The 22,098-nt window shown below is 41.1% G+C and carries 24 protein-coding genes and 1 riboswitch; of the genes, 20 read left to right on the top strand and 4 right to left on the bottom strand.

The window, feature by feature from the left end:
- From DWZ93_RS10865 to DWZ93_RS10830, 7 genes are all read left to right on the top strand, one after another.
- Positions 1-903 (top strand): hypothetical protein, encoded by a 903-nt coding sequence (locus DWZ93_RS10865; protein WP_199665938.1) that lies wholly within the window; start codon positions 1-3, stop codon positions 901-903.
- 133 nt (positions 904-1,036) lie between these two features.
- Positions 1,037-1,696 (top strand): DNA-3-methyladenine glycosylase family protein, encoded by a 660-nt coding sequence (locus DWZ93_RS10855; RefSeq protein ID WP_118452949.1) that lies wholly within the window; start codon positions 1,037-1,039, stop codon positions 1,694-1,696.
- Positions 1,697-1,999: 303 nt separating this feature from the next.
- Positions 2,000-2,698, top strand: a complete 699-nt coding sequence (locus tag DWZ93_RS10850; protein ID WP_118452948.1) for a TMEM165/GDT1 family protein — start codon at positions 2,000-2,002, stop codon at positions 2,696-2,698.
- Positions 2,699-2,761: 63 nt separating this feature from the next.
- Positions 2,762-2,837: riboswitch (cyclic di-GMP riboswitch) on the top strand.
- Between the two features lie 80 nt (positions 2,838-2,917).
- Entirely contained in the window at positions 2,918-3,733 is an 816-nt protein-coding gene (locus DWZ93_RS10845; RefSeq protein WP_118453005.1) for a substrate-binding periplasmic protein, read from the top strand.
- Positions 3,717-5,879 carry an ATP-binding response regulator gene (locus DWZ93_RS10840; RefSeq protein ID WP_118452947.1) on the top strand — a complete coding sequence of 721 codons (2,163 nt, stop codon included), beginning with the start codon at positions 3,717-3,719 and terminating at the stop codon, positions 5,877-5,879. Before DWZ93_RS10845 ends, DWZ93_RS10840 begins: the two co-directional genes overlap by 17 nt.
- A gap of 74 nt (positions 5,880-5,953) precedes the next feature.
- The gene (locus DWZ93_RS10835) at positions 5,954-6,145 is read left to right on the top strand and encodes a hypothetical protein (protein ID WP_118383391.1); all 192 of its coding nucleotides are present in this window, start codon (positions 5,954-5,956) and stop codon (positions 6,143-6,145) included.
- 7 nt (positions 6,146-6,152) lie between these two features.
- Positions 6,153-6,881, top strand: a complete 729-nt coding sequence (locus tag DWZ93_RS10830) for a nitroreductase family protein (RefSeq protein WP_118452946.1) — start codon at positions 6,153-6,155, stop codon at positions 6,879-6,881.
- A gap of 57 nt (positions 6,882-6,938) precedes the next feature.
- On the opposite strand, the gene DWZ93_RS10825 is transcribed toward DWZ93_RS10830, so the two are convergent.
- Both DWZ93_RS10825 and DWZ93_RS10820 read right to left on the bottom strand, forming a co-directional pair.
- Complete coding sequence (locus tag DWZ93_RS10825; protein WP_118452945.1) at positions 6,939-8,267, bottom strand: FtsW/RodA/SpoVE family cell cycle protein; 1,329 nt, start codon at positions 8,265-8,267, stop codon at positions 6,939-6,941.
- Positions 8,268-8,270: 3 nt separating this feature from the next.
- Entirely contained in the window at positions 8,271-8,600 is a 330-nt protein-coding gene (locus DWZ93_RS10820) for a PadR family transcriptional regulator (RefSeq protein ID WP_118452944.1), read from the bottom strand.
- A 132-nt stretch (positions 8,601-8,732) separates the two neighbouring features.
- Here DWZ93_RS10820 and nudC point away from each other — a divergent pair, with 132 nt between their 5' ends.
- From nudC to DWZ93_RS15175, 8 genes are all read left to right on the top strand, one after another.
- Complete coding sequence (gene nudC, locus DWZ93_RS10815; RefSeq protein ID WP_330421773.1) at positions 8,733-9,647, top strand: NAD(+) diphosphatase; 915 nt, start codon at positions 8,733-8,735, stop codon at positions 9,645-9,647.
- Between the two features lie 224 nt (positions 9,648-9,871).
- Positions 9,872-11,200, top strand: a complete 1,329-nt coding sequence (locus tag DWZ93_RS10810; RefSeq protein WP_118452943.1) for an ATP-binding protein — start codon at positions 9,872-9,874, stop codon at positions 11,198-11,200.
- Positions 11,201-11,241: 41 nt separating this feature from the next.
- Positions 11,242-11,991, top strand: coding sequence for an EFR1 family ferrodoxin (locus DWZ93_RS10805; RefSeq protein WP_118452942.1), 750 nt, complete (start codon positions 11,242-11,244; stop codon positions 11,989-11,991).
- A 35-nt stretch (positions 11,992-12,026) separates the two neighbouring features.
- Positions 12,027-12,515 (top strand): HD domain-containing protein, encoded by a 489-nt coding sequence (locus tag DWZ93_RS10800; protein ID WP_330421772.1) that lies wholly within the window; start codon positions 12,027-12,029, stop codon positions 12,513-12,515.
- A gap of 18 nt (positions 12,516-12,533) precedes the next feature.
- Positions 12,534-13,121 carry a sugar O-acetyltransferase gene (locus DWZ93_RS10795; RefSeq protein ID WP_118452940.1) on the top strand — a complete coding sequence of 196 codons (588 nt, stop codon included), beginning with the start codon at positions 12,534-12,536 and terminating at the stop codon, positions 13,119-13,121.
- 13 nt (positions 13,122-13,134) lie between these two features.
- Complete coding sequence (locus tag DWZ93_RS10790; RefSeq protein WP_118452939.1) at positions 13,135-13,755, top strand: methylated-DNA--[protein]-cysteine S-methyltransferase; 621 nt, start codon at positions 13,135-13,137, stop codon at positions 13,753-13,755.
- A gap of 51 nt (positions 13,756-13,806) precedes the next feature.
- Complete coding sequence (locus DWZ93_RS10785; protein WP_118383399.1) at positions 13,807-14,349, top strand: TIGR00730 family Rossman fold protein; 543 nt, start codon at positions 13,807-13,809, stop codon at positions 14,347-14,349.
- Positions 14,350-14,380: 31 nt separating this feature from the next.
- Complete coding sequence (locus tag DWZ93_RS15175) at positions 14,381-15,418, top strand: GNAT family N-acetyltransferase (protein ID WP_199665936.1); 1,038 nt, start codon at positions 14,381-14,383, stop codon at positions 15,416-15,418.
- Between the two features lie 54 nt (positions 15,419-15,472).
- Here DWZ93_RS15175 and DWZ93_RS10770 read toward each other — a convergent pair whose 3' ends face one another.
- The gene (locus tag DWZ93_RS10770; protein ID WP_118452938.1) at positions 15,473-16,804 is read right to left on the bottom strand and encodes an MATE family efflux transporter; all 1,332 of its coding nucleotides are present in this window, start codon (positions 16,802-16,804) and stop codon (positions 15,473-15,475) included.
- A 191-nt stretch (positions 16,805-16,995) separates the two neighbouring features.
- Between DWZ93_RS10770 and DWZ93_RS10765 the strand changes: the two genes are divergently transcribed.
- The 5 genes from DWZ93_RS10765 (at position 16,996) to DWZ93_RS10745 (ending at position 21,335) form a co-directional block, all read left to right on the top strand.
- On the top strand, positions 16,996-18,066 hold the full coding sequence (locus DWZ93_RS10765) for a YibE/F family protein (RefSeq protein WP_118452937.1): 1,071 nt from the start codon (positions 16,996-16,998) through the stop codon (positions 18,064-18,066).
- Positions 18,060-18,821 carry a YibE/F family protein gene (locus DWZ93_RS10760; RefSeq protein ID WP_118383402.1) on the top strand — a complete coding sequence of 254 codons (762 nt, stop codon included), beginning with the start codon at positions 18,060-18,062 and terminating at the stop codon, positions 18,819-18,821. The genes DWZ93_RS10765 and DWZ93_RS10760 overlap by 7 nt, the downstream gene beginning before the upstream one ends.
- A gap of 31 nt (positions 18,822-18,852) precedes the next feature.
- Complete coding sequence (locus DWZ93_RS10755; RefSeq protein WP_118452936.1) at positions 18,853-19,824, top strand: amidohydrolase family protein; 972 nt, start codon at positions 18,853-18,855, stop codon at positions 19,822-19,824.
- A gap of 113 nt (positions 19,825-19,937) precedes the next feature.
- Positions 19,938-20,978: a stage V sporulation protein AD gene (gene spoVAD, locus DWZ93_RS10750; protein WP_330421771.1), complete on the top strand. Its 1,041-nt coding sequence runs from the start codon at positions 19,938-19,940 to the stop codon at positions 20,976-20,978.
- Entirely contained in the window at positions 20,979-21,335 is a 357-nt protein-coding gene (locus DWZ93_RS10745; protein WP_118452935.1) for a SpoVA/SpoVAEb family sporulation membrane protein, read from the top strand.
- A gap of 15 nt (positions 21,336-21,350) precedes the next feature.
- On the opposite strand, the gene DWZ93_RS10740 is transcribed toward DWZ93_RS10745, so the two are convergent.
- A complete protein-coding gene (locus DWZ93_RS10740) occupies positions 21,351-22,010 on the bottom strand; it encodes a hypothetical protein (RefSeq protein WP_118452934.1) in 660 nt (219 codons plus the stop codon).
- Positions 22,011-22,098: the final 88 nt, after the last annotated feature.

Raw genomic sequence — 22,098 nt, 5'->3', positions numbered from 1 at the left:
ATGAGAAAAGATATTGCATATTATCACCTTCCGGGACTGTTTGAATTTTATGAATTGTACCAAGTGTTTCTGCCGTTATTTCGTGAACATAGAGAATACTTTTATGACTGGTGTGAGATAGCTTCTATTTATGGTGCTCCGGCGGACTGCCTGTGGGGCGGAGGTCGTGCAGGATTTGGAGACTGTGCTCCACAGGCAGTACTGGAACTGATGCGAGAATATGAAGTCTCTGCCAGACTGACGTTCAGCAATTCGTTACTGAAGAAAGAGCATCTTTCAGATAAGAAATGCAATATGCTCTGTGCAATGTTTGAGAATAGTGGGGAAGTGAAGAATGGTGTGATTGTTCACTCAGATTTGCTGGCAGAGTATTTGCAAGCAAATTATCCGAATCTTTATCTGGTGTCTTCGACAACGAAGGTGCTGACAGAGTTCGGACAATTGCAGGATGAGATTAATCGGGATGAGTTTCGGTATGTTGTACCGGATTTTCGACTGAATAAAGCATTTGACAGATTAGATATGCTGTCCGTGGAGCAAAAAGATAAAATTGAATTTCTTTGTAATGAATGTTGTTGGTTTGGATGTAAGGACAGAAAATATTGTTATGAAACAGTCAGCCGTAGGAATCTGGGAGAAGAACAAGGAGATTTTCATTGTACTGCACCGGATTCTGAGCATGGATATCTGTTCTCGAAAGCCATGACAAATCCGGGATTTATCGGTATCCGGGATATTCAACATATATATCTGCCAATGGGATTCTCTAATTTTAAGATTGAGGGTCGGAGTCTGGGAAGTGCACTGATTCTGGAATTTTTATTGTATTATATGACCAGGCCGGAATATCAGCTTCAGGTCAGAGAGAAGATATATCTGGATAATATGCTGGATTTGTTTTAGAAAAAATTGGAAAACAAAGAACTTGTTGAAAGAAAGCAAAGTAAAGATAATGAAAAGTATATGTGTATCAATGTATTTGACAAGATCTGTAATAACGCAGAAGAATATTTAAGGGAATATAAGGAGAACACAAATGAAAATTTTTGAATATGGAGAAAAAGAAATTTCATATCTTCGAAGTAAAGATAAAAGGCTTGCGGAAGTTATTGACCAGGTTGGATTGATACAACGAGAAGTAGATGCTGACTTGTTTTCTTCAGTTGTACATCATATTATCGGACAGCAGATTTCTACAAAGGCACAGGCAACAATCTGGAAGCGGATGCAGGAAACGCTGGGTGAGGTTAATGCGGAAACGATACTTTCTGCGGACATTTCCAGGCTGCAGTCTTTTGGGATGACGTTCCGTAAAGCAGAGTATATCTCGGATTTCGCAAGAAAAGTTCACGATGGCATAGTTGATCTGGATGCAGTGTGGCAGATGTCCGATGAGGATGCCATCCGGGAATTGAGCAGTCTGAAAGGTATCGGAGTCTGGACGGCGGAGATGATCTTACTGTTTTGTATGCAGCGTCCAGATATTTTCAGCTATGATGATCTTGCAATTCAGCGTGGACTGCGTATGGTCTATCATCACAGGAAAATTGACCGGAAACTATTTGAAAGATACCGTCGCCGTTTCAGTCCATATTGCAGCGTGGCAAGCCTTTACCTTTGGGCAGTGTCGGGCGGTGCAATTCCGGGAATGAAAGATTATAAACCAAAGATGAAGAAAAAGGAAATAGAGAAATAACCGGTTTTCTGATTGACAAGACTGCATCTATTTGATAATCTTTATTAAGTAATTTCATATTCCATGAGGGAGTAGTTAGCGCGAAAGTGTGGTTTGTCAACATTCTGATTATATGACACGATATAATCTGGCAAATCTTAAATAATGAGACTCATGTATATTGATGAACAGTTTATGTATGATACATCGACTGATAATTGATATACATGAGTCTGTTTTTTTGCACAGCGGGCTTTTGCTCCCAACATCATTTTATATGGGATACGCATTTTACATCATAACAAGATAAGGAGAAATCAGGAAATGTTGTTATTTTTAAAGGTATTTTTTACGGAATTTATTGCAGAGATGGGAGATAAAACCCAGCTCATGCTTATTGCTCTTACGTCCAAATATAAGTTAAGAGACATTATAGCAGGAACTGCTGTGGCAATCCTTGTGTTGAATGGACTGGCTGTTCTTGCGGGCGGACTTGTCAGCAAATTTATTCCTGATTGGCTCATTAAGATGATCGCGGCATTCGCATTTCTTTATTTTGCAGCATCAACGATTGCCGGTGACGATGAAGATGAAGAGGAAGAGGGCGGCAAAACAAAGATTAGGTTTGCTCCGCTTGCAGTGTTCTGTACATTTTTTGTAGCAGAACTTGGAGATAAGACACAGCTTACGGCGATTACATTTGGTGCTAATGAAGGGATGAGTGCTGCAGTTATTGTGTGGATCGCCTGTTCTCTGGGACTGTTGGCGGCAGATATTCTTGGCATGTTAGTCGGTTATCTGCTAAAGAGTAAGACCCCGGATGGATTGCTGAATACACTTGCAGTTGTGATATTCTCCGTATTCGGTGTGTTCACTCTTTATCAGGGACTTAAGCTTATAAGTGCAGATGTCTGTCCGCTGCCGGTGTGGCCGGCACTGATAGCCGTAACGGTTGTATTTGTTATCGTGTGTGTCTGTCTCTTCGTGAAAAGAGAGAAGAAGAACTCTTGGTGTCGGGATTGAAATGAACCATCAGAATCACAGGAATTGACAGAGTAATAGCAGAATGATACTATTAATGAAAGAAATATTTTTGAGCAAAGCAGACGAAAGCCTGTGACGCAAAGCTAGAGGGCCTGTAAAATGGCAGCCAGTTGCATGAAACGATGTACACTGTCTATTTGAGATAGTGTTTTTTATTTTAAAAATATAAGAAAGAATCATATGGATAAAAGAAAGAAAATAAAAGAAAAAAGAGTGATTGCAGGCATTCTGCTTGTGGGAATTTTAGTAGTCACCCTGTCAGGGTGTAAAAACACAGACAGCGGTAAAAAAGAAACAGAAAAGCCTGTCATTACCATCGGTAGCGATAACTATCCACCATACAATTACCTAGATGAAGATGGTGTACCGACGGGAATAGATGTAGAACTTGCTACAGAAGCTTTCAAAAGAATGGGGTATCAGGTGGATGTTGTCCAGATTGACTGGGAAGAGAAAAAAGAACTGGTAGAGAGTGGGGAGATTGACTGTATCATGGGTTGCTTTTCCATGGAGGGGCGCCTTGATGATTACCGCTGGGCAGGACCATACATTGCAAGCCGTCAGGTGGTTGCTGTAAATGCGAACAGTGATATCTATAAACTGAGTGATCTGGAGGGAAAGAATCTGGCTGTCCAGTCTACAACCAAACCAGAAAGCATCTTTTTGAACCGGACGGATGAGAGAATTCCAAAACTGGAAAATCTGATCAGTCTTGGACACAGGGAACTGATCTATACGTTTCTGGGAAAAGGATATGTGGATGCAGTAGCCGCACATGAGGAATCTATCGTCCAGTATATGAAAGATTATGATGCAAGCTTCCGTATCCTGGAAGAACCTCTGATGATCACCGGAATAGGTGTTGCTTTTGCGAAAAATGATGACAGAGGAATATGTGAGCAGATGGAACAGACGCTGGAGGAAATGCGTCAGGATGGCACGACTCTGAAAATTGTTGGAAAATATCTGGATGATCCGGAAAAGTATCTGGAGGTGGATGATCTTGGATATTAAAAGAAAAGCAAAAGAAAAACGGATTATAATAGTTGGCATTTTGCTTGGAATCTGTGTGGCAGCAGTTTCTCTGTTTTATTTCTTCTATGTAGAGAAATCAGAAGCAGAGAAAAGAATGGTGGAGATTGTGAATTATGTGAAAGTGCAGTGCTCAACCTACACCCATTACAATGAATCTTCGGAATCTAAAAGCCTCCTCCGTGCAATCGAAAGTGCCAGACAGATGAGTACGAATATCGACATGGAAATAGAAAACGGCGGTCAGCTAAGCCAGGAGTTCCTGAAAGAAAATCTTCAGACTCTCTGGGTGGATGGTATCCTTGTACTGGATGCAGAGGGGAAAACAGTCTGTGAATACAGCGTGGATGAGTCTATGACCAATGAGATTGCGGAGTATCTGCAGAAAGACATTATCATGGATTTTGCCGGATATGAAGAAAGATCTTATTCAGAACGATTTAACAGGGAAGACGGATCACATATCGACATTGCAGCCTGTGCCAGAAAAGATGCGCCGGGTATCGTTGCAACCTACTATTACACATCACCCGAATTTGCCAGAAACTATGCACTGACGATACAGGGACTTTTAAATGGTTATAGTATCCAGAAAGATGGAACGATTATTGTTGCAGACAAAGGAACAGTCGTTGCCAGCAACAATGAGAGCCTGTTGAGGCAGGATACTGCTGATAACGAGGTTGTCCAGGCAATGAAAAAGCATACAGACAGTCAGCATATTTTCCATTTGAAGAATGAAGGAACCGGATGTTATGGAATTATGTTGAAGCAGCGGGATTACTATATCTATGCGTATCTTCCGGATACGGAAGTATTCCGCAACCTTCCATTAAGTGTAACAGGTGTCATTTTTCTGTATTTCCTGATATTTAGTGTATTCGTGTTCCGGGAATACAGAACGAATCAGGTACATCAGAAACAGGAGCTGGAAAAAGAAGAACAATACAAAGCAGATCTTTTGATGGCAGCAAAAAAGGCAGAGGCAGCCAATCGGGCGAAGACGGAATTTCTACAGAGGATGAGTCATGATATCCGGACACCGATTAATGGAATCTGCGGCATGATTGATGTGGCTGACCATCATGCAGATGATCTGGAGAAACAGACGGAATGCAGGGGAAAGATCAAAGAGGCATCGCATCTGTTGCTGGAACTGGTGAACGAAGTTCTGGATATGAGCAAACTGGAAGCGGATGAGATGGTTCTGGAAGAAACTCCATTTAATCTGAGTAGCATTGTCGAAGAAGTTTTTGCTGTGATCGAACAGATAGCCGCAGAACAGAATATCCGAATCATGTGGGAGAAAAAAGAAGTCATACATCCGAATCTTATCGGAAGTCCGGCGTATGTAAAACGGGTTATGATGAATATCCTGTCGAATGCGGTAAAATATAATAAGAAAAATGGTTGTATCTATATCAGCTGCAGAGAAATTCCATCCGAACAGCCAGACATGACGACAGTGGAATTTGTCTGTAGGGATACTGGAATTGGGATGACAGATGCATTCCAGGAACACATTTTTGAACCTTTTGCACAGGAACATACCGGAAGCCGTACAAAATATGCGGGAACTGGACTTGGAATGCCGATTAGCAAAAAACTGGTTGAAAAAATGGGTGGAACCATTACCTTTAAAAGTAAAGAAGGTGCAGGAACTACATTTTTGATCAGAGTTCCGTTTAAAATAGATCTGGGTGCAGATAAACGTGAGAAACAGAAGGATATATCGGAAAAATCCTTAAAAGGACTGCATATTCTTCTGGCAGAAGACAATGAGTTGAATATGGAAATTGCAGAGTTTATGATCCGGAATGAAGGTGCTGTTGTGACCAAAGCATGGAATGGACAGGAGGCTGTTGAACTGTTCAGAAAAAGCAGACCAGGTGAAATAGACGTTATCATTATGGATATTATGATGCCGGTCATGAGTGGCTATGAAGCAGCAAAAATAATCCGCTCCATGGGAAGAGAGGATGCAAAGGTAATTCCGATTATTGCAATGACAGCAAATGCGTTCACAGAGGACAGACTGAGAGCAAAAGAAGCAGGAATGGATGAACATATCGCCAAGCCGATTGATGCGAATAAATTAGTAAAGGCGATTCATGAATTGTTGGATTAGTGGAAAAGAATTTCAGAAGGGAGATTCATATTGAAAAAGAAAAAATATGATTATAACTGAAAGAGGAAAGAATAATGTCATTAGAAAAAGCGGAACAATATCTGGAACATAAAGGAATGCTTGACCGCGTGATCAGGTTAAAAGAGTCTACTGCAACTGTGGCAGAGGCAGCAGGAGATGACCATAGTGCGGTTAGATTATCTGTGGATGAATTAGAACAGATTGCCGGAGCAAAAGGATGGGTAGATGTGTGCAAGGAGGCGTAAAGTAAAAATGAATGAGATTATGGAGAGTCTGTATCAGAGAAAGTCTATGAGAGCCTATGAGGACAGGGAGATTCCGGAAGAAATGAAGAAGCTGATCCTGAAAGCAGCATCGCAGGCACCGACAGCAGGATGCCAGCAGTTATATACAATTCTTGATATTACGGATCAGAAATTAAAAGAAGCGTTATCGGAAAGCTGCGACCATCAGCCGTTTATTGCGAAAGCACCGATGGTATTAGTGTTCTGTGCCGATTGTAAAAAATGGTATGATGCATATCTGGAAGCAGGATGTGAGCCAAGAAAACCAGGCGTTGGGGATCTGATGCTTGCGGTAACGGATACAGTAATCGCAGCGCAAAACGCGGTAGTTGCAGCAGAGAGTCTTGGATTAGGATCCTGCTATATCGGTGATATTATGGAAAACTGCGAAGAACAGCGGAGATTGCTATGTCTTCCTGACTATGTATTTCCGGCAGCAATGTTGGTATTTGGATGGCCGACGGAACAGCAGAAGCAGCGTCCGAAGCCGGAACGGTGTGAACAGAAGCATATCGTGCATGAGAATACATACCGCGATATGGACGGAGAAGAGTTACGTGAAATGTTTGCATACAAATGTAAAAACCGTACCTATGAAGAGTGGTGTAATGCATTTTGTAATCGTAAATATAACTCTGATTTTTCCAAAGAAATGAGCAGATCAGTTGAAAAATATCTGGAACAGTTCGGATTATAGTCATATGAATAGAAACCTCCTGGCGGTGCCGGGAGGTTTCGTCTGTTGTGAAGAAGTTTAACTATTTAATATTTTTACTTTTATATGCGCTGGGTATACATTTTTATATCGATAGACACTGAGCACGATTCCGAGCAGTCCATAGCATGTTATGATATAACTTCCACCGGAAGATATGAACGGCAGGAATGTCATCGTTGGAGGAAAGATGCCGATATTTTCCAATACATTGATTAGAAGGCTCATGAGAAATACCATGCCGCAGCCACATCCCATCAGCATACCTAACTGATTCTTTTGTCTGATAGCGGTGTTAAAAATGCCAAATATTAATGTCGCTAAGATACAGCACAGTAGAATCGCAGGCAGGATTCCGTACATTGAAGTCAGACAGGTCAGTATATAATCGGAGTTAAATCCAGGCAGAACTTCTGCGATATTCATGCCGTTATTACCAACAAAATTGCTGGATGACAGGAAGTCTTGCAGTATCAGCTGTATATAGTTTTCGCTGCCGGAGGAAAACATTGCCTGTAAGCGTGCCATCTGGTATGGTGAAAAACGCTGCTGCCAATACAATACCAGAATAAGTATGGTCGGTGCGATTGTGAAAATACTCCAGATCGTACAGAGTGATAATGCTTTCTGTACATGAAACCAGCCCTTTCGAACCGCAATGGTCAGCATGACGAGCATGGATACTAGCATTAGTCCGGCGGTCATCACGGATGGCAGATATAATACCAGCCAGGCAGGAATGATCATCCACAGAAGAGACTTGACAAGTCCTGCATATCCGGTTCCACGATATTTATAAAGGATACCTCCATAAATGGGAATGTAGAGCAGCATCAATGCCTGAATAGGAATACGGAAGCCTCCAAATAATCCAGATGAAATAAAGTAATGCATACCATTTATTACATTTCCGAAGAGTAGCGTTGAGAAGCACATGGCAATTAATATAGCTGCGATTATCTTAGAAAATCTTGCCAGTAATGTATAATCTAAAAAATATAAAATCATCATGACTACGACTCCGGTTATTACATGGAATGCATATCTGGGTGCCATAGCTGTTCCGTCTCCGGTTACATACAGATCGATTGCCATATGGATCAGGATGCCGATGACACTGATTACAGTAATGATGAACAGAAGCTTCCATGCAATCTGCGGCTTATGGATCCGGTCAAGAAAGAGTCCTGCTTCAACCGGATCGCCCATATCTTTTACCGCTTCTTTTTCGGCATCAGTGCGATCTAATCCAGCAGATACATTTGCTTCAATCTGATCTTCGATATGATCCTGCAGTTCCTGACGGATATAAGGTCTGGCTTTTTTACATCGGATCTGTTCCAATACTATCTTCAAATATTCATCCATAAGTTATACCTCCAATGCAAGTACATGTTCAACTGCGGTTGCATATTCTTTCCATTCTGCGGTTTTCTTTTCCAGGAGTCCTTTACCATCTTTGGTAAGTGAATAATATTTTCTCGTCTTCCCACCAGCTGCCTGTTTGTATACGGTGAGTAGTCCTTTATCTTCCAGACTATGAAGAAGCGGGTATAAAGTGCCGGCTTTCATTTCAAATACATTCTGTGATTTCTGACGTAGAGTGTCGATCATTTCGTAGCCATACATATCCTTTTCGGATAATAATTTTAAAATAAGCATTGTCATACTTCCTGAAACTAATGATTTTTCAATAGCCAATTGATTCACCTCCCATTTATATATCGATAATCTATATATCGGTCATCTATATAATAAGCGAACAGATATGCAGTGTCAAGGGTTTTTTAAATGATTAAATTGGTATATAATTGATGTCAGGATTGTGGGAGCATGAAACGCGAAACAATCCGTAGACATCATTTGAGTAGAATACAAAAAATGAAAGGAATTAAGATACCGATGATACAAGACATTTATCCACACAAATTACACAATGAATACAATCCGTCTGCCAGAGTGCAGGAAAGCAGTCCTATTTTAAATATTTCTAATGGGAAAGTACTGGTTCACACAGAGCAGTTTGATAACGGCATCGTAGCATTTCCGATAAAAAAGGAACTGCCGGAGGAATTGGAATATACCTATCTGTTTAAGGTGGACAACAGAGAATATTTTCTGTGGAATAAAGAACTTTCGGAAGATTCGATACCAGAGGGATATTCATACGTTGAGGAAAGAAGTATACGTAAAGAAAGCAAGGGACCTTGTGAGGAAGTCTTTGCAGCTACGACAGCGAAGCATCTGTCAGATTGGTACAGAGATGCCTGCTTTTGCGGAAGATGCGGCACGAAGATGGTGCCTCATGATAAGGAACGTGCAATGAGCTGTCCGTCTTGTGGATATATAGCGTATCCAAGAATTATGCCGGCGGTTATCGTGGGTGTGAAAAATGGAGATAAATTATTACTTACCAAATATCGCACCGGATTTGCACATAATGCGCTGATTGCCGGTTTTACAGAGATTGGAGAAACGGCAGAAGAAACGGTTATGCGTGAAGTAATGGAAGAAGCCGGAATTAAGGTCAAAAATATCCATTATTATAAGTCACAGCCGTGGGGAACTGCGAATGACCTTCTCCTTGGGTTCTACTGTGAAGTAGATGGGGATGATACCATTACCATGGACCGCCATGAGTTAAAATATGCGGAGTGGGTACAGAGAGAAGAGATTGTGCTTCAGCCGGGAAACTTTAGTCTGACGAATGAGATGATGCGCAGATTTAAAGAAGGGTATGAAGTATAAATTACACATTTTTTAGCACGTAAATAGAACGGAGCTGACACACTGAATTATTTTAACAAGTCTTATGTCTGCATTATAAAGATGATGGATATGAGACTTTTTAATAAAACAAAACGCGGAAACAAGGTGAAATATAAGAATGAAAAATGCGGAAATACTATAAAATTCCATATAGAAAAATGCGGAAATGTGCTAAAATAAAAATGTGAAAGGAGAAACATCTCATGTTTAAGCGTAAAATATATAGTAAAATGCAAGAATGGAAAAAAGAGTCGGATGGGAAAACAGCCCTTTTGATTGAAGGAGCAAGACGAATTGGTAAGTCCACAGTAGTTGAAGAATTTGCAAAAAATGAATATGAAAGCTATATATTGATAGATTTTTCAAGAGCGTCAAAAGAAACCAGAGAGCTTTTTGAGGATGTTTCAGATTTGAATTTTTTGTTTCTACAGTTACAATTACAATATAAAGTGGATTTAAAAGAAAGAAAATCAGTTATTATATTCGATGAGGTTCAACTTTGCCCACCGGCGCGTCAAGCCATTAAAGCATTGGTTGCCGATCACAGATATGATTACATTGAAACCGGATCACTTATTTCGATTAAGAAAAATGTGAAAGATATTTTAATCCCTAGTGAGGAAAGAAAAATCAGCATGTATCCAATGGATTATGAGGAATTTTTATGGGCGATTGGAGATACAGCAACATTTTCATTATTGAAAAAGTGTTTTGATATGAATCAGGGATTAGGAGATTCAATTAATCGTAAGCAGTTAAGACAATTCCGCTTATATATGTTAGTTGGCGGAATGCCACAGGCAGTATCAGCTTACATTGAAACGAATAATTTTAGAAAAGTAGATGAAATAAAGAGAGATATACTAAATTTGTATGAAAGTGATTTCGCAAAAATTGATCCGACGGGACGTTTAGCAATGTTATTTGATGCAGTTCCGGCTCAGTTAAATAAAAATGCAGCCAGATATCAGACGAGTAGTGTGTTAAATGGTGAGAAACAAGATAAAATATTAGAACTGATTGCAGAATTGAAAGATTCAAAGACAGTACTGGTTGCGTATAATACAAATGATCCAGATATCGGTATGGCAAATACAAAGGATTTATCAAAGTTTAAATTATTTTTAAGTGATACAGGGTTGTTTGTAACATTAATGTTTAAGGATAAAGATTTTACGGAAAATGAGATTTATGAGAAACTGTTAAGTGATAAGTTAAGTGTAAATCTAGGATATTTATATGAAAATATTGTAGCTCAGTGTCTGGCATCAAATGGAAATGAGTTATTCTATCACACGATTATGAATGAAAAGTCAAAACATAATTATGAAATAGATTTTATTTTGGCAAGAAAGAATAAAATAGTGCCTATAGAGGTGAAATCGTCCGGATATAAAACCCATAAATCACTTGACGTGTTTACGGAAAAATATTCAAGTAGGATATTAAAGAGATATTTGGTTTATACAAAAGATATGAGTAAAGATCAGGATATTTTTTGCATGCCAGTTTATATGGTGCCATTTTTATAAATATTGATTGCACAAAATTGGAATTACAGGAGGTGCAGGATATGATTATATACTTTTCGGGAACAGGAAACAGTCGTTACATTGCGAAGAGGATCGCAGATAATATTCGTGATGAATTGATTGATGCAAACGATAAGATTAAGAGATGTGACACAAGAACTATACAAGTGAATGACCGTCTTGTTGTCGTTACACCGACATATGCATGGAGAATTCCATGGCTTGTGCGGGATTGGATCAGAAAAACACATTTTCAAGGTGTCAGGCAGGTGTGGTTTGTAATGAGCTGTGGTGCTGAGATTGGTAATGCGGCAAAATATAATCGGCTGTTGTGTGAGGAAAAGGACTTTGATTATATGGGAACAGCACAGATCGTGATGCCGGAAAATTATATTGCGCTGTTTCATACACCTGAAACGGAGAAAGCAAGACAGATCGTATCGGATGCGGAACCTGTGATAGATAATGTGTGCAGACAGATTGTAGCCGGACATGCATTTGCGGCACCTCGCAATAATCTGTATGACCGTGTTATGAGCGGACCTGTAAACAAGCTGTTTTATCCTTTATGCGTAAAAGCTAAAGCATTTCATGTCAGTGATGATTGTATTGGATGTGGAAAATGTGTAAAGCTATGTCCGTTAAACAATATCACATTGGAAAATAGTAAGCTGGTCTGGGGCAGGAGATGTACACATTGTATGGCGTGCATTAGTTACTGTCCGGAGAAGGCAATTGAGTACGGTAAAAAGAGTTCGAAGAAGGAAAGATATTACTTTGAGAAGTTGTGATTCGACGATAGATTAGATAAATGAGGTGACAGATTATGACAATTGCAGAGATTATGAAGAAAATGATAACTTTTTCAAATGGAAATATACATGATATTGATCACTTTTTGCATGTGTGGTCGTATGCAAAAATGATTGGCGAACTGGAACAGATAGACCCAGAGACGCAGTATATTCTTGAAGTGGCAGCGATTACGCATGATATTGCCTGCCCGTTATGCAGGGAAAAGTATGGCAATACCAATGGCAAGCATCAGGAAGAAGAAGGAATCCCATTAGTGACAGATTTTCTTTCGGATACAGGCATGACGAAAGAACAGATTGAGCGTGTGGCATATCTGGTAGGACATCATCATACATACACGGATATTGATGGAATCGATTATCAGATTCTGATAGAAGCAGATTATATTGTGAATGCCTGTGAAAGTGGATATAGTAAACAGAATATCAGTGATTTTATGGATAAGATTATGAAGACAGCAAGCGGTAAAACGATTGCGAAAGAGGTGTTTCATGTCTGAGTTAAGGGAGGCATAGCTATGACAGAGTGGGAAAAATTGCAAAGTGGACAAATATATAATGATTTTGACGATGATTTGTTCCGACGCAGAGTAGAGGCAAAAAAGCTGTTCCGAGCATATAACAAAACAGAGGACGATGAAACAGATCTAAGAAAACAGCTTATGACGGATTTGTTCAAGAACGTTGGCAAAGATGTGTGGATCGAACCAGATTTTCATTGTGAGTTCGGTAAAAATATTGTGATTGAAGATAATGTATATATCAATTTCGGCTGTGTGATTTTGGACTGTGCGGAAGTTGTGATCGGTGCCAATTCACTGCTTGGACCGAACATTGGTATCTATGCGGTTAATCATTCGATTGATGCGGATGAGCGGATTGTGGGCGGATGCATGAGCGCACCGGTTCATATTGGTAAAAATGTGTGGCTTGGCGGAGATGTGAAGATTATGGCAGGCGTTACGATTGGCGATAATGTAGTGATTGGAGCCGGAAGTATTGTAACGAAAAATATACCGGACAATGTAATTGCAGTTGGTAATCCGTGCCGGGTGCTCAGACCGATCACGGATGCTGATAAAATAGGATATTTGCAGAGTAAATAAGGAAGAACAGACTATGATGACAAGAGAGGAAGCACTGGAATTTGGTATGTCATTTCCAAATGTATATGAAGAAAGACCGTTTCGTGATCCGAATTGGCAATTGGTGAGAGTTAAGGGAAGCAAAAAAGCTTTTTTATGGATTTATGAGCGCGAAGGTTATACAAATCTGAATGTGAAAGTTGATCCGGAATGGAGGGACTTCTGGCGGAATACATATGATGCTGTGATCGCAGGATATCATCAGAATAAGGAGCATTGGAATACCATTATTCTGGATGGTACGATACCGGATAAAGAGATTCAGAGAATGATATCGGAGAGTTATGATCTGGTCACGGACAGTCCGACAAAACGGATATACGAAGCGGTCAAACGGATTCCCCAAGGCCATGTTGCGACATATGGGAAGATTGCAGAGATGGCAGGCAATCCTCGGATGTCAAGAGCGGTGGGGAATGCGCTTCATAAGAATCCGGATCCTGAGCATATTCCATGCTTCCGGGTGGTGAATTCCAAAGGAGAACTTGCCGGAGCATTTGCATTTGGCGGAGGCAGTGTACAGAAAGAATTGCTGGAAGCGGATGGAGTCGAAGTGATTGATGGGAAAGTTAATCTTGAAAAGTATGGGATATAATACCGTGAAATGTGTCGGTTAGATTACGGAGAAGATGAAAGGATAGACTCTATGAATATTACAGTATATCTTGGCGCAAATGAAGGCAATGATTATAGGCTTGGCGAGGCAGTCAGAGAACTGGGGGACTGGATTGGAACAAGTGGGCATGTATTAGTGTATGGTGGTTCCAAGTCTGGGCTTATGGGAGAACTTGCGGAAAGCGTTATAGAGGCCGGTGGTGAGGCAACCGGTGTAGAACCGCAGTTTTTTATCGATGCAGCAGTGCAATATGAGAAGCTGACAGAATTGATTGTGACAAAAAATATGGAAGAACGGAAAGCGAAAATGATCGAGCTTGGAGATGCATTTATTGCTTTTCCGGGAGGAACCGGGACATTAGAAGAGATTGCGGAAGTGATGTCCAAGGTGTCTTTGAAGCATCTGGAGGCGCCCTGCATTTTGTACAATCTGAACGGTTATTATAACAGTCTGAAAGAATTACTGGAGCATATGATCGAAAAGGGACTTTCTACAAAAGAACGTCAGGAAGGAATATATTTTGCAGAGAATCTGGAGGAAATAAAGCAGATTCTGATGAAGATTGAGAAATAATATGCATGTGCAAAATAAAAGGGGGAAGCTTATGATATTAACTACTGAGAGACTGATTCTTCGTCCGTGGAAAGAGACTGATGCAGAGAGCCTTTATGAATACGCAAAAGATCCGGATATCGGACCAAGTGCAGGATGGCCGGTGCATCAGAATATTGCGGAGAGCCGTGAAGTAATACAAAATGTATTTCAGGGAAAAGAGTGCTATGCAGTCTGCGAAAAGGGAACCGATCAGGCAATCGGTGCGATTGAATTGAAACTGAATGGCAGTACAGATATGACAGAGCAGGACAAGGAGTGTGAGCTTGGATACTGGCTTGGAAAGCCATTCTGGGGTAGAGGTTATATACCTGAGGCGGCGGAAGAACTGATCCATCGTGGATTTGAAGACCTCGGAATGACAACAATCTGGTGCAGATATTATGATGGGAATGAAAAGTCTAAAAGGGTACAGGAAAAGCTTGGATTTTTATATCATCATACCTGTGACGAAGTGCCGGTACCGTTGTTAAATGAAGTACGAGTGGAACATACAAATTATATGACGGGAAATCAGTGGAAAATGCGACATGAACGAAGGGAGAAAATTAAAATGTTCAGACCAATCAGAAGAAAGAAACGTATGATTTCAGAGAAAGATGCAAAGAAACTGCTGTTACACGAAAAACGGGCAGTCCTGGCAGTAAATGGGGATGACGGGTATCCATTTGCATTTCCGATTAATTATTTTTATGAACCGGAGAGTGAAAAGATTTATTTTCATGGAGCGAAAGCGGGACACAAAGTAGATGCGCTGAAAAAGGATGATAAGGTATGTTTTACAGTCTATGGAAATGAAGTGCATGAAGAAGGCGACTGGGCACCGTATCTGCAGAGTGTGGTTATATTTGGCAGATGCCATCTGATTGAAGATAGTGGGATTACAGAGGCAAAGGTACGGGAGCTTGCTGAAAAATATTATCCAACAAAAGAAGAAATAGATGCCGAGATAGCAGCGGATATCAAAGCAGTACAGCTTTATGAGATTACGATTGAACATATGAGTGGCAAACAGATCCACGAAAAATAAAACCTGTTGCTTATCTTTCGTGGAAACTATAATCAGTATAACACAAAAATAAAGTTAAAAATAATGATACGTATTTCTCTTCCGCACAATAAATGTCGCTGTAACGCACAGTGTCAGCAGTTCCGCAACGGTAATGGAATACCAGATTCCGTTGATGCCAAAGATCAGCGGCAGAATCAGAATGGCTGCCATCTGGAATACCAGTGTCCGCAGGAAAGAGATTAATGCGGATAGCAGACCATTGTTCAATGCGGTAAAGAACGCAGAACCGTAGATGTTAAATCCGTTGATCAGGAAAGCAAAGCAGTAGATTCGGAATCCCATGCGTGTCAACTCGAAGAGTGCCGGATCGTAGCCAACAAACAGGGATGCCAGTGGTGATGCGATCAGCTGAGCCAGTACAAATAGCGATATTGCCCAGGTGCTGATCAGACGGACACTTTTGTGGAACAGATTCTTCAATTCATCGTGGTTTGCAGCACCGTGATGATAGCTGACCAACGGTGCACTTCCGATAGAGTAACCAAAATAAATGGCGGCGAAGATGAAATTAACATACATGATCGTACCATAGGCAGCAACGCCGTCCTCACCTGCGAATTTCATAAGCTGTAGATTATACAGCGAGTTGACCAGTGAACTTGACAGGTTAGTCATAAGCTCGGAAGAACCATTGGTACAGGTCTTTAATAAAATTTTTGGGTAAAAATGTGTTTTTCCAAGCTTCAGCAGGCTGGAATTTTTGTGCCCAAAGTAGAAAATCGGAAAGATACCTCCGATCAATTCGCCACAGACAGTAGCAATCGCGGCACCTGCAAGTCCCCAATGCAACACGGCTACGAACAGAAAATCCAGAAGCATGTTGGTAACACCGGCAATTACAACAACGCGCAGACCGAGGTGGGGCTTTTCGGCAGCTACAAAGAAGCTCTGGAATACATTCTGCAGCATGAAACAGGTCAGTGAGATGCAGAGAATTCTTCCGTACAGAACACAGTTTTTCAGCAGTTCGCCGCGGGCTCCAAGGATAATTGCGACAGGACGCATTGCAAATGCACTGAGTATGGCGATGATCAGCCCGCCGGCCAGTGTAATATAGACCAGCATGGAAAAATATTCATTGGCTTTTTCTTTTTTACCTTCTCCAAGAGTTTTCGCAACGAGAGCACTGCCTCCGGTACCGATCATAAATCCAAGCGCACTGATACCCATAAGAAACGGCATCATCAGATTGATTGCCGCAAAGGCACTTTTCCCAACAAAGTTGGATACAAACAGACCATCCACAACGCTGTAAATGGATGTAAAGATCATCATTACAATGGATGGCAATACAAAGCGTAATAATTTGCGATAAGTGAAATGTTCCGACAATTGGATGTTCATAATTATAAATCCTCCGGATATGAAGATAATCCCTAGCGTAAATACCGTAAATTATAGTCCGAAATCGTATTCGCGTCAATGGAAAAATGATAAAAGTGAAATTAAAAATGGTTTTCACATTTGGTTGACAAAAGTAATTGTTGTGATAAAATAAGGACTGTTTTCAAGAAAAAGCTATATGAGGAGCGGATATGAAGAAGAAATATTATATATTTGGCATTTTGTATTTGGTAGCGATTGTTTTTATAATGAATGATACCTGGCTGTATACTACTCCAATTGCAAAGTTGACGAAAGTTGAGACAACCAGAGAAGTAGAAGGAAAAAGCACCCGGGGAACAGCAGAGAAGAAATATAGCCAAAAGATGCAAGGGATTATTTTAAATGGTGAAAAAAAGGGAAAAACAGTGCATTTTTCCAATGAGTATACATATACAGAAATGTTAAAGCAGAAATATCACAAAGGAGATAAAGTATTTGTAAGTGGTTCTGGAATCAAGGGAGTAAAACGGGATACAGAGCTTGTAATGCTGTTGGGAATTTTGATTTTCGTACTTGTGGAAGCGGCAGGACGAAAAGGGATATTAACGATAATAACAGTTGGAATCAATATTATGATATTTGCGGTGTTTTTCCTGAAAGCAGATAATACATCAAATGTGGTGGCAATCTGTAACAAAATCGTTATTCTATTTGCCATAGTGACATTAGTTGGTTTGAATGGCGTGAATAAGAAGACGTGGGCGGCATTGTTGTCAACCTTATGTGTGCTTGTATTGATCATGGGGATGTTTGATTTGGTTATCAGACATGTACAGGAACTGGATTACTCAACGATGGAATATCTGGGAAGCATTGATAATCCGGATGATATGTTCCATGCGGAAATATTGTTATCCGGATTGGGTGCCATTATGGATGTTGCCGTCGCTATAGCAGCGGCGTTAGGTGAAATCGTAAAACAGAAACCGGATGTCACATTTCTTGAACTTTTTAAATCAGGAAGAAAAATAGGCTATGATATTATGGGGACGATGATTAATGTGTTGCTATTTGTATTTGGCAGTGGTTTGATTCCCACTTTTCTGATTCGAATGAATAATGATATCCGGTTTGTAACGATTGTTAAATTGTATATTCCCTGTGAGTTGTGTCGCTTTTTGGTTGAAAGTATAGGAATTGTATGGACGATCCCGGTTTCGATATTTATTACAACCATTTTTATGAAACTGTCTGTGAAAAAAAGGAGAAAATCATGTTAGGTATACTTGGTTTGATTTTATTGTTTTCTGTTATAATTGTTGGAGGCGAGAGAGGTGCGATATCATTGATTGCTCTATGTGGTAATCTCCTGCTTCTTAGCTTGAGCATTTTTCTTATGGCAATTGGTGTACCTTCACTGTTGGTTACAATCGGAGCGAGTGGAGCCGTTTCTTGTATTACCTTATTTTACCAAAATGGTTCGAATATAAAAACGTGGAGTGCATTTGTTGCTGTTGTGGTCACAATGAGCGTGTTATTTGTTTTTATTTATGGTGTTGTGTGGAGAACGGAAATTGGAGGTCTGAATGAGATACAGGCGGTAGGAGAAGATGTGCTTTATTATTACAATGTAAATTTAGGTATTAGCATGAAAAATGTTATGGCATCTATCATCATATTAAGTACATTAGGAGCGGTACTGGATATGTCTCTTACAGTTACGGTATCTGTATATGAGGTGAAGAACCATAAACCGGATATTACGATTACAGAAATGATTAAAAGTGGCATGCATATTGGTAGTGAAGTGATTGGAACGACGGTGAATACGTTACTTTTTGCATATCTTGGTGAATCATTACTTCTTTTTTCATATCTGAAGATGCAAAAGTACTCAATGGAGCTGCTGTTGAATTCGAAAATTTTGTTTCAAAATTGCGTATCTATGTTTTTCGGAGCGATTGCGTGTGTGCTTGTGATGCCAATTTCCGCAATATTACTTGCTAAAATGGCATGGTTAGAAGAGTTAGAATAGAAGTTTAAAGTGTGACAGGAGGTCGTGGTTTATGATAGACGGACATATTCATTATATAGAATACATGGGGGCAGACCGATTAAACCAGATTGTGGAAGAATATCATTATGACGGAATCGCATTGCAATGCATTCCGGACAATGCGGGACGTGAGGTGCTGGGGGATGCATTTCGCTACAGAGAACAGTGTCCGGTGCCGGTCTATATATTTGGAGGAATCAGAAGAGAATTATACCGACTGCCTGAAGATGAACTTAGGACAGCGCTTGTATGGGAAGCGCGAAATCTTATGACAAAAGGCTGTACAGGAATCAAGATGTTGGAAGGTAAGCCAAATATTCGCAAATATTATCCAATTCCGGATTTTGATCAGTCGGTGTGGGAGGATTACTGGGCATATCTGGAACAGGAGCAGATACCGGTGTATATGCATGTGAATGATCCGGAAGAATTCTGGGATGCGTCGCAGGTAACAGAATTTGCGAAGAAGGCGGGCTGGTTTTACGATGAGACCTATGTGAATAATGAAGATCAATACCGGCAAATGCAGAACGTATTGGAGCGGCATCCAAAGCTTCGTATCTTATTCCCGCATTTTTATTTTATGTCCAGACAGTTACCGAGATTATCAGAGTTGTTGGATCAATTTGAGAATGTAAGGATTGATATTACACCGGGAAGTGAACTGTTCTATAACCTGTCGGAGGACAGAGAGCATGCAACCCGATTTTTTGAAAAATATCAGGACAGGATCTGCTACGGATCTGATATCGGAGCCAGGGTACTGGTAGCAGAAGAACCGAAGCTGTTATCTATGGAAGAAAGCCGGTCAAGAATACGGCTGATCACGGAATTTCTGGAGACTAAGGGTGACTATCCGCTGAGACCAGACGGCTACTATATCAGTGCAACAGACCGCACCATGCATGGACTGGGACTGGATAACAAGATGTTGGATAAGATTTATAATGAGAATTTTTTGCATTTTATCAAGGCAGAATAAGGCAGAAAACATTGGATAAAATAGCTGCTGCGAAAGAGGCAGATGTATAAAAATAGAAAATCATTCCATACTAAGCCATAACACAAGGCTTAAGCTATGGAAGGTGGACAGATATGATTCAGAGAACAAAGGGAGCCCAGAGCATAGTATTTGCCGAGGCTCCTTATATTATGAGCAGCGCATCAGTAGTGGGAAAGAAAGAGAGTGAAGGACCATTAGGAGAGCTATTTGATACATTTGATGAGACCAACCTTTTTGGGGAGGAAACATGGGAACTGGCAGAAGGCGTTATGCAGAGGGAAGCGTGTGTGCACGCACTTCATAAGGCTAATGTAACACCAGAGCAGGTACGCTATCTTTTTGGCGGTGATCTGCTGCGTCAGGGGATTGCTACATCGATGGGAGCAGAAAGTTTGCAGATTCCGTTGTTTGGATTGTTCGGAGCTTGTTCTACATCCGGTGAGGCACTGGCACTTGCAGCTATGTGCGTGGCAGCAGGATATGGAGAACGGATGCTCGCTGTGACATCCAGTCATTTTGGAACGGCAGAGAAGGAATTTCGGTTTCCATTAAGCTATGCGAACCAGCGACCCTTGTCTGCACAGTGGACGGTGACTGGAAGCGGTGCATTTCTGGTTGGCAATAAGAAAAGTAATGTGAAAATCGCAGGACTTACGATAGGGAAAATCGTGGACTATGGGTTAAAAGATTCCCAGAATATGGGAGCCTGTATGGCTCCGGCAGCTGCGGATACGATTGCAGTGAATCTGAAAGATATGGGACACAGTCCAGAAGATTATGACCGGATTATAACAGGAGATCTGGGATACGTAGGGCAGAGCATTCTGCTGGATCTGATGCGGAAGCGGAAGATTGATCTGACGCAGAATCATATGGACTGTGGCATGACAATCTTTAATCAGCAGACCCAGGATACGCATTCTGGCGGCAGTGGATGTGGCTGCGCAGCAACGACGCTTGCAGCATATATTTTACCAAAGCTCAGAACCGGAGAATGGAAGCGTGTATTATTTGTTCCGACAGGTGCGCTCATGTCAACTGTCAGTTACAATGAAGGCGAGAGCGTGCCGGGAATCGCTCATGGAATCGTACTGGAACACGAGCCGTCCGGTAAGAAACAGGAGGTGGAGTAAATGGATTATGTAAATGCATTCTGGGTGGGTGGACTGATCTGCGCATTCGTTCAGATTCTGCTGGATCGAACCAAGCTGATGCCGGGACGCATTATGGTACTGTTAGTGTGCAGTGGAGCAGTACTAGGATTCTTTGGCGTATATGAACCATTTCAGAAATTTGCCGGAGCAGGTGCAAGCGTACCGTTGCTGGGATTTGGCAATACGCTGTTTTGTGGTGTAAAAGAAGCGGTAGAAAAAGATGGCGTGATCGGGATCTTCACAGGAGGATTCAAAGCCAGCGCAGCCGGAATCGCAGCCGCGCTGATCTTTGGGTATCTGGCATCCTGGGTATTCGAGCCACAGATGAAGAAATAAAGTTTTCATACAATTCTAATCCATGATCAGATGCCCTTTTTTCATGAGTGAAAAGGTCAGATCTAACAGAGCTTTTGCAGAAATGAGTGCCGAATCGGCACCTTCTGTGAGGGCTTCTTTTATTTTACTCGCAAATGTATCCCGCATATCTCCGGAAATGTCCGATGGAATGCATTGTCCCTGCTCCAGCAGGAGCCATAGAAAAGCAGTGTCTGCGGAAACCGGGTTCTGATACAGGATATCGACCTGTAGTTCAGCATTCAGCCCCGGAATGGCAGACTGGTGAGGCATGAAATAAGTCCTGCCATTAAAAATACCGAGCTTTGCGCGAGTAACCAGTTTCTGCTTCTCAAGCACGAGTCCGATTTCGTTGGAGAGTGCATTTAGATGTCGGTCTGACCAGCTGCTGCAATAATCCTGCAGAAGCGAGGAGAGGTCGTTTGATTCCATTTCCCTGATGTGTTCATAGAGCGGCTGAAACCAGGATCTGGTAAAGTGTTCGACATCGTTTAGACAGAGTCTGTTATCGGTGAGCGTGAGCAGTCCATTCTGTGTCATTTCCCAGAGGGCTGCTGTGAGAAGTCCGGTTACTTTTCGACAGTCATTGCCCGAAAGCTTGCCTTTGCCCCGGACACTGTATACAAAATAAGCTTCGGTTATGGAAATATCATTCATAAGAGCATCTCCGTTCGTTTTTTGATTACTTTCATCATAACAGTTAGGTAAAGGATTGACAATCGGGAAATATTCATAGAATATTAAG

This window comes from Dorea sp. AF36-15AT (assembly GCF_003477705.1).
GTDB classification, from domain to species: domain Bacteria; phylum Bacillota; class Clostridia; order Lachnospirales; family Lachnospiraceae; genus Claveliimonas; species Claveliimonas ammoniilytica.
The sequence above is the reverse complement of the archived record's forward strand: the minus strand, read 5'-3'. Positions and strand labels throughout refer to the sequence as shown.

Bases quoted from the DNA above. Each gene is read 5' to 3' on its own strand.
- DWZ93_RS10800 (WP_330421772.1), top strand. From the start codon at position 12,027: ATGACAATTGCAGAGATTATGAAGAAAATGATAACTTTTTCAAATGGA.
- DWZ93_RS10740 (WP_118452934.1), bottom strand. From the start codon at position 22,010: ATGAATGATATTTCCATAACCGAAGCTTATTTTGTATACAGTGTCCGG.
- DWZ93_RS10790 (WP_118452939.1), top strand. From the start codon at position 13,135: ATGATGACAAGAGAGGAAGCACTGGAATTTGGTATGTCATTTCCAAAT.
- DWZ93_RS10840 (WP_118452947.1), top strand. From the start codon at position 3,717: ATGATCTTGGATATTAAAAGAAAAGCAAAAGAAAAACGGATTATAATA.
- DWZ93_RS10835 (WP_118383391.1), top strand. From the start codon at position 5,954: ATGTCATTAGAAAAAGCGGAACAATATCTGGAACATAAAGGAATGCTT.
- DWZ93_RS10850 (WP_118452948.1), top strand. From the start codon at position 2,000: ATGTTGTTATTTTTAAAGGTATTTTTTACGGAATTTATTGCAGAGATG.
- DWZ93_RS15175 (WP_199665936.1), top strand. From the start codon at position 14,381: ATGATATTAACTACTGAGAGACTGATTCTTCGTCCGTGGAAAGAGACT.
- DWZ93_RS10755 (WP_118452936.1), top strand. From the start codon at position 18,853: ATGATAGACGGACATATTCATTATATAGAATACATGGGGGCAGACCGA.
- nudC (WP_330421773.1), top strand. From the start codon at position 8,733: ATGAAACGCGAAACAATCCGTAGACATCATTTGAGTAGAATACAAAAA.
- DWZ93_RS10825 (WP_118452945.1), bottom strand. From the start codon at position 8,267: ATGGATGAATATTTGAAGATAGTATTGGAACAGATCCGATGTAAAAAA.
- spoVAD (WP_330421771.1), top strand. From the start codon at position 19,938: ATGATTCAGAGAACAAAGGGAGCCCAGAGCATAGTATTTGCCGAGGCT.
- DWZ93_RS10830 (WP_118452946.1), top strand. From the start codon at position 6,153: ATGAATGAGATTATGGAGAGTCTGTATCAGAGAAAGTCTATGAGAGCC.
- DWZ93_RS10770 (WP_118452938.1), bottom strand. From the start codon at position 16,804: ATGAACATCCAATTGTCGGAACATTTCACTTATCGCAAATTATTACGC.
- DWZ93_RS10805 (WP_118452942.1), top strand. From the start codon at position 11,242: ATGATTATATACTTTTCGGGAACAGGAAACAGTCGTTACATTGCGAAG.
- DWZ93_RS10765 (WP_118452937.1), top strand. From the start codon at position 16,996: ATGAAGAAGAAATATTATATATTTGGCATTTTGTATTTGGTAGCGATT.
- DWZ93_RS10810 (WP_118452943.1), top strand. From the start codon at position 9,872: ATGTTTAAGCGTAAAATATATAGTAAAATGCAAGAATGGAAAAAAGAG.
- DWZ93_RS10795 (WP_118452940.1), top strand. From the start codon at position 12,534: ATGACAGAGTGGGAAAAATTGCAAAGTGGACAAATATATAATGATTTT.
- DWZ93_RS10760 (WP_118383402.1), top strand. From the start codon at position 18,060: ATGTTAGGTATACTTGGTTTGATTTTATTGTTTTCTGTTATAATTGTT.
- DWZ93_RS10855 (WP_118452949.1), top strand. From the start codon at position 1,037: ATGAAAATTTTTGAATATGGAGAAAAAGAAATTTCATATCTTCGAAGT.
- DWZ93_RS10785 (WP_118383399.1), top strand. From the start codon at position 13,807: ATGAATATTACAGTATATCTTGGCGCAAATGAAGGCAATGATTATAGG.
- DWZ93_RS10865 (WP_199665938.1), top strand. From the start codon at position 1: ATGAGAAAAGATATTGCATATTATCACCTTCCGGGACTGTTTGAATTT.
- DWZ93_RS10745 (WP_118452935.1), top strand. From the start codon at position 20,979: ATGGATTATGTAAATGCATTCTGGGTGGGTGGACTGATCTGCGCATTC.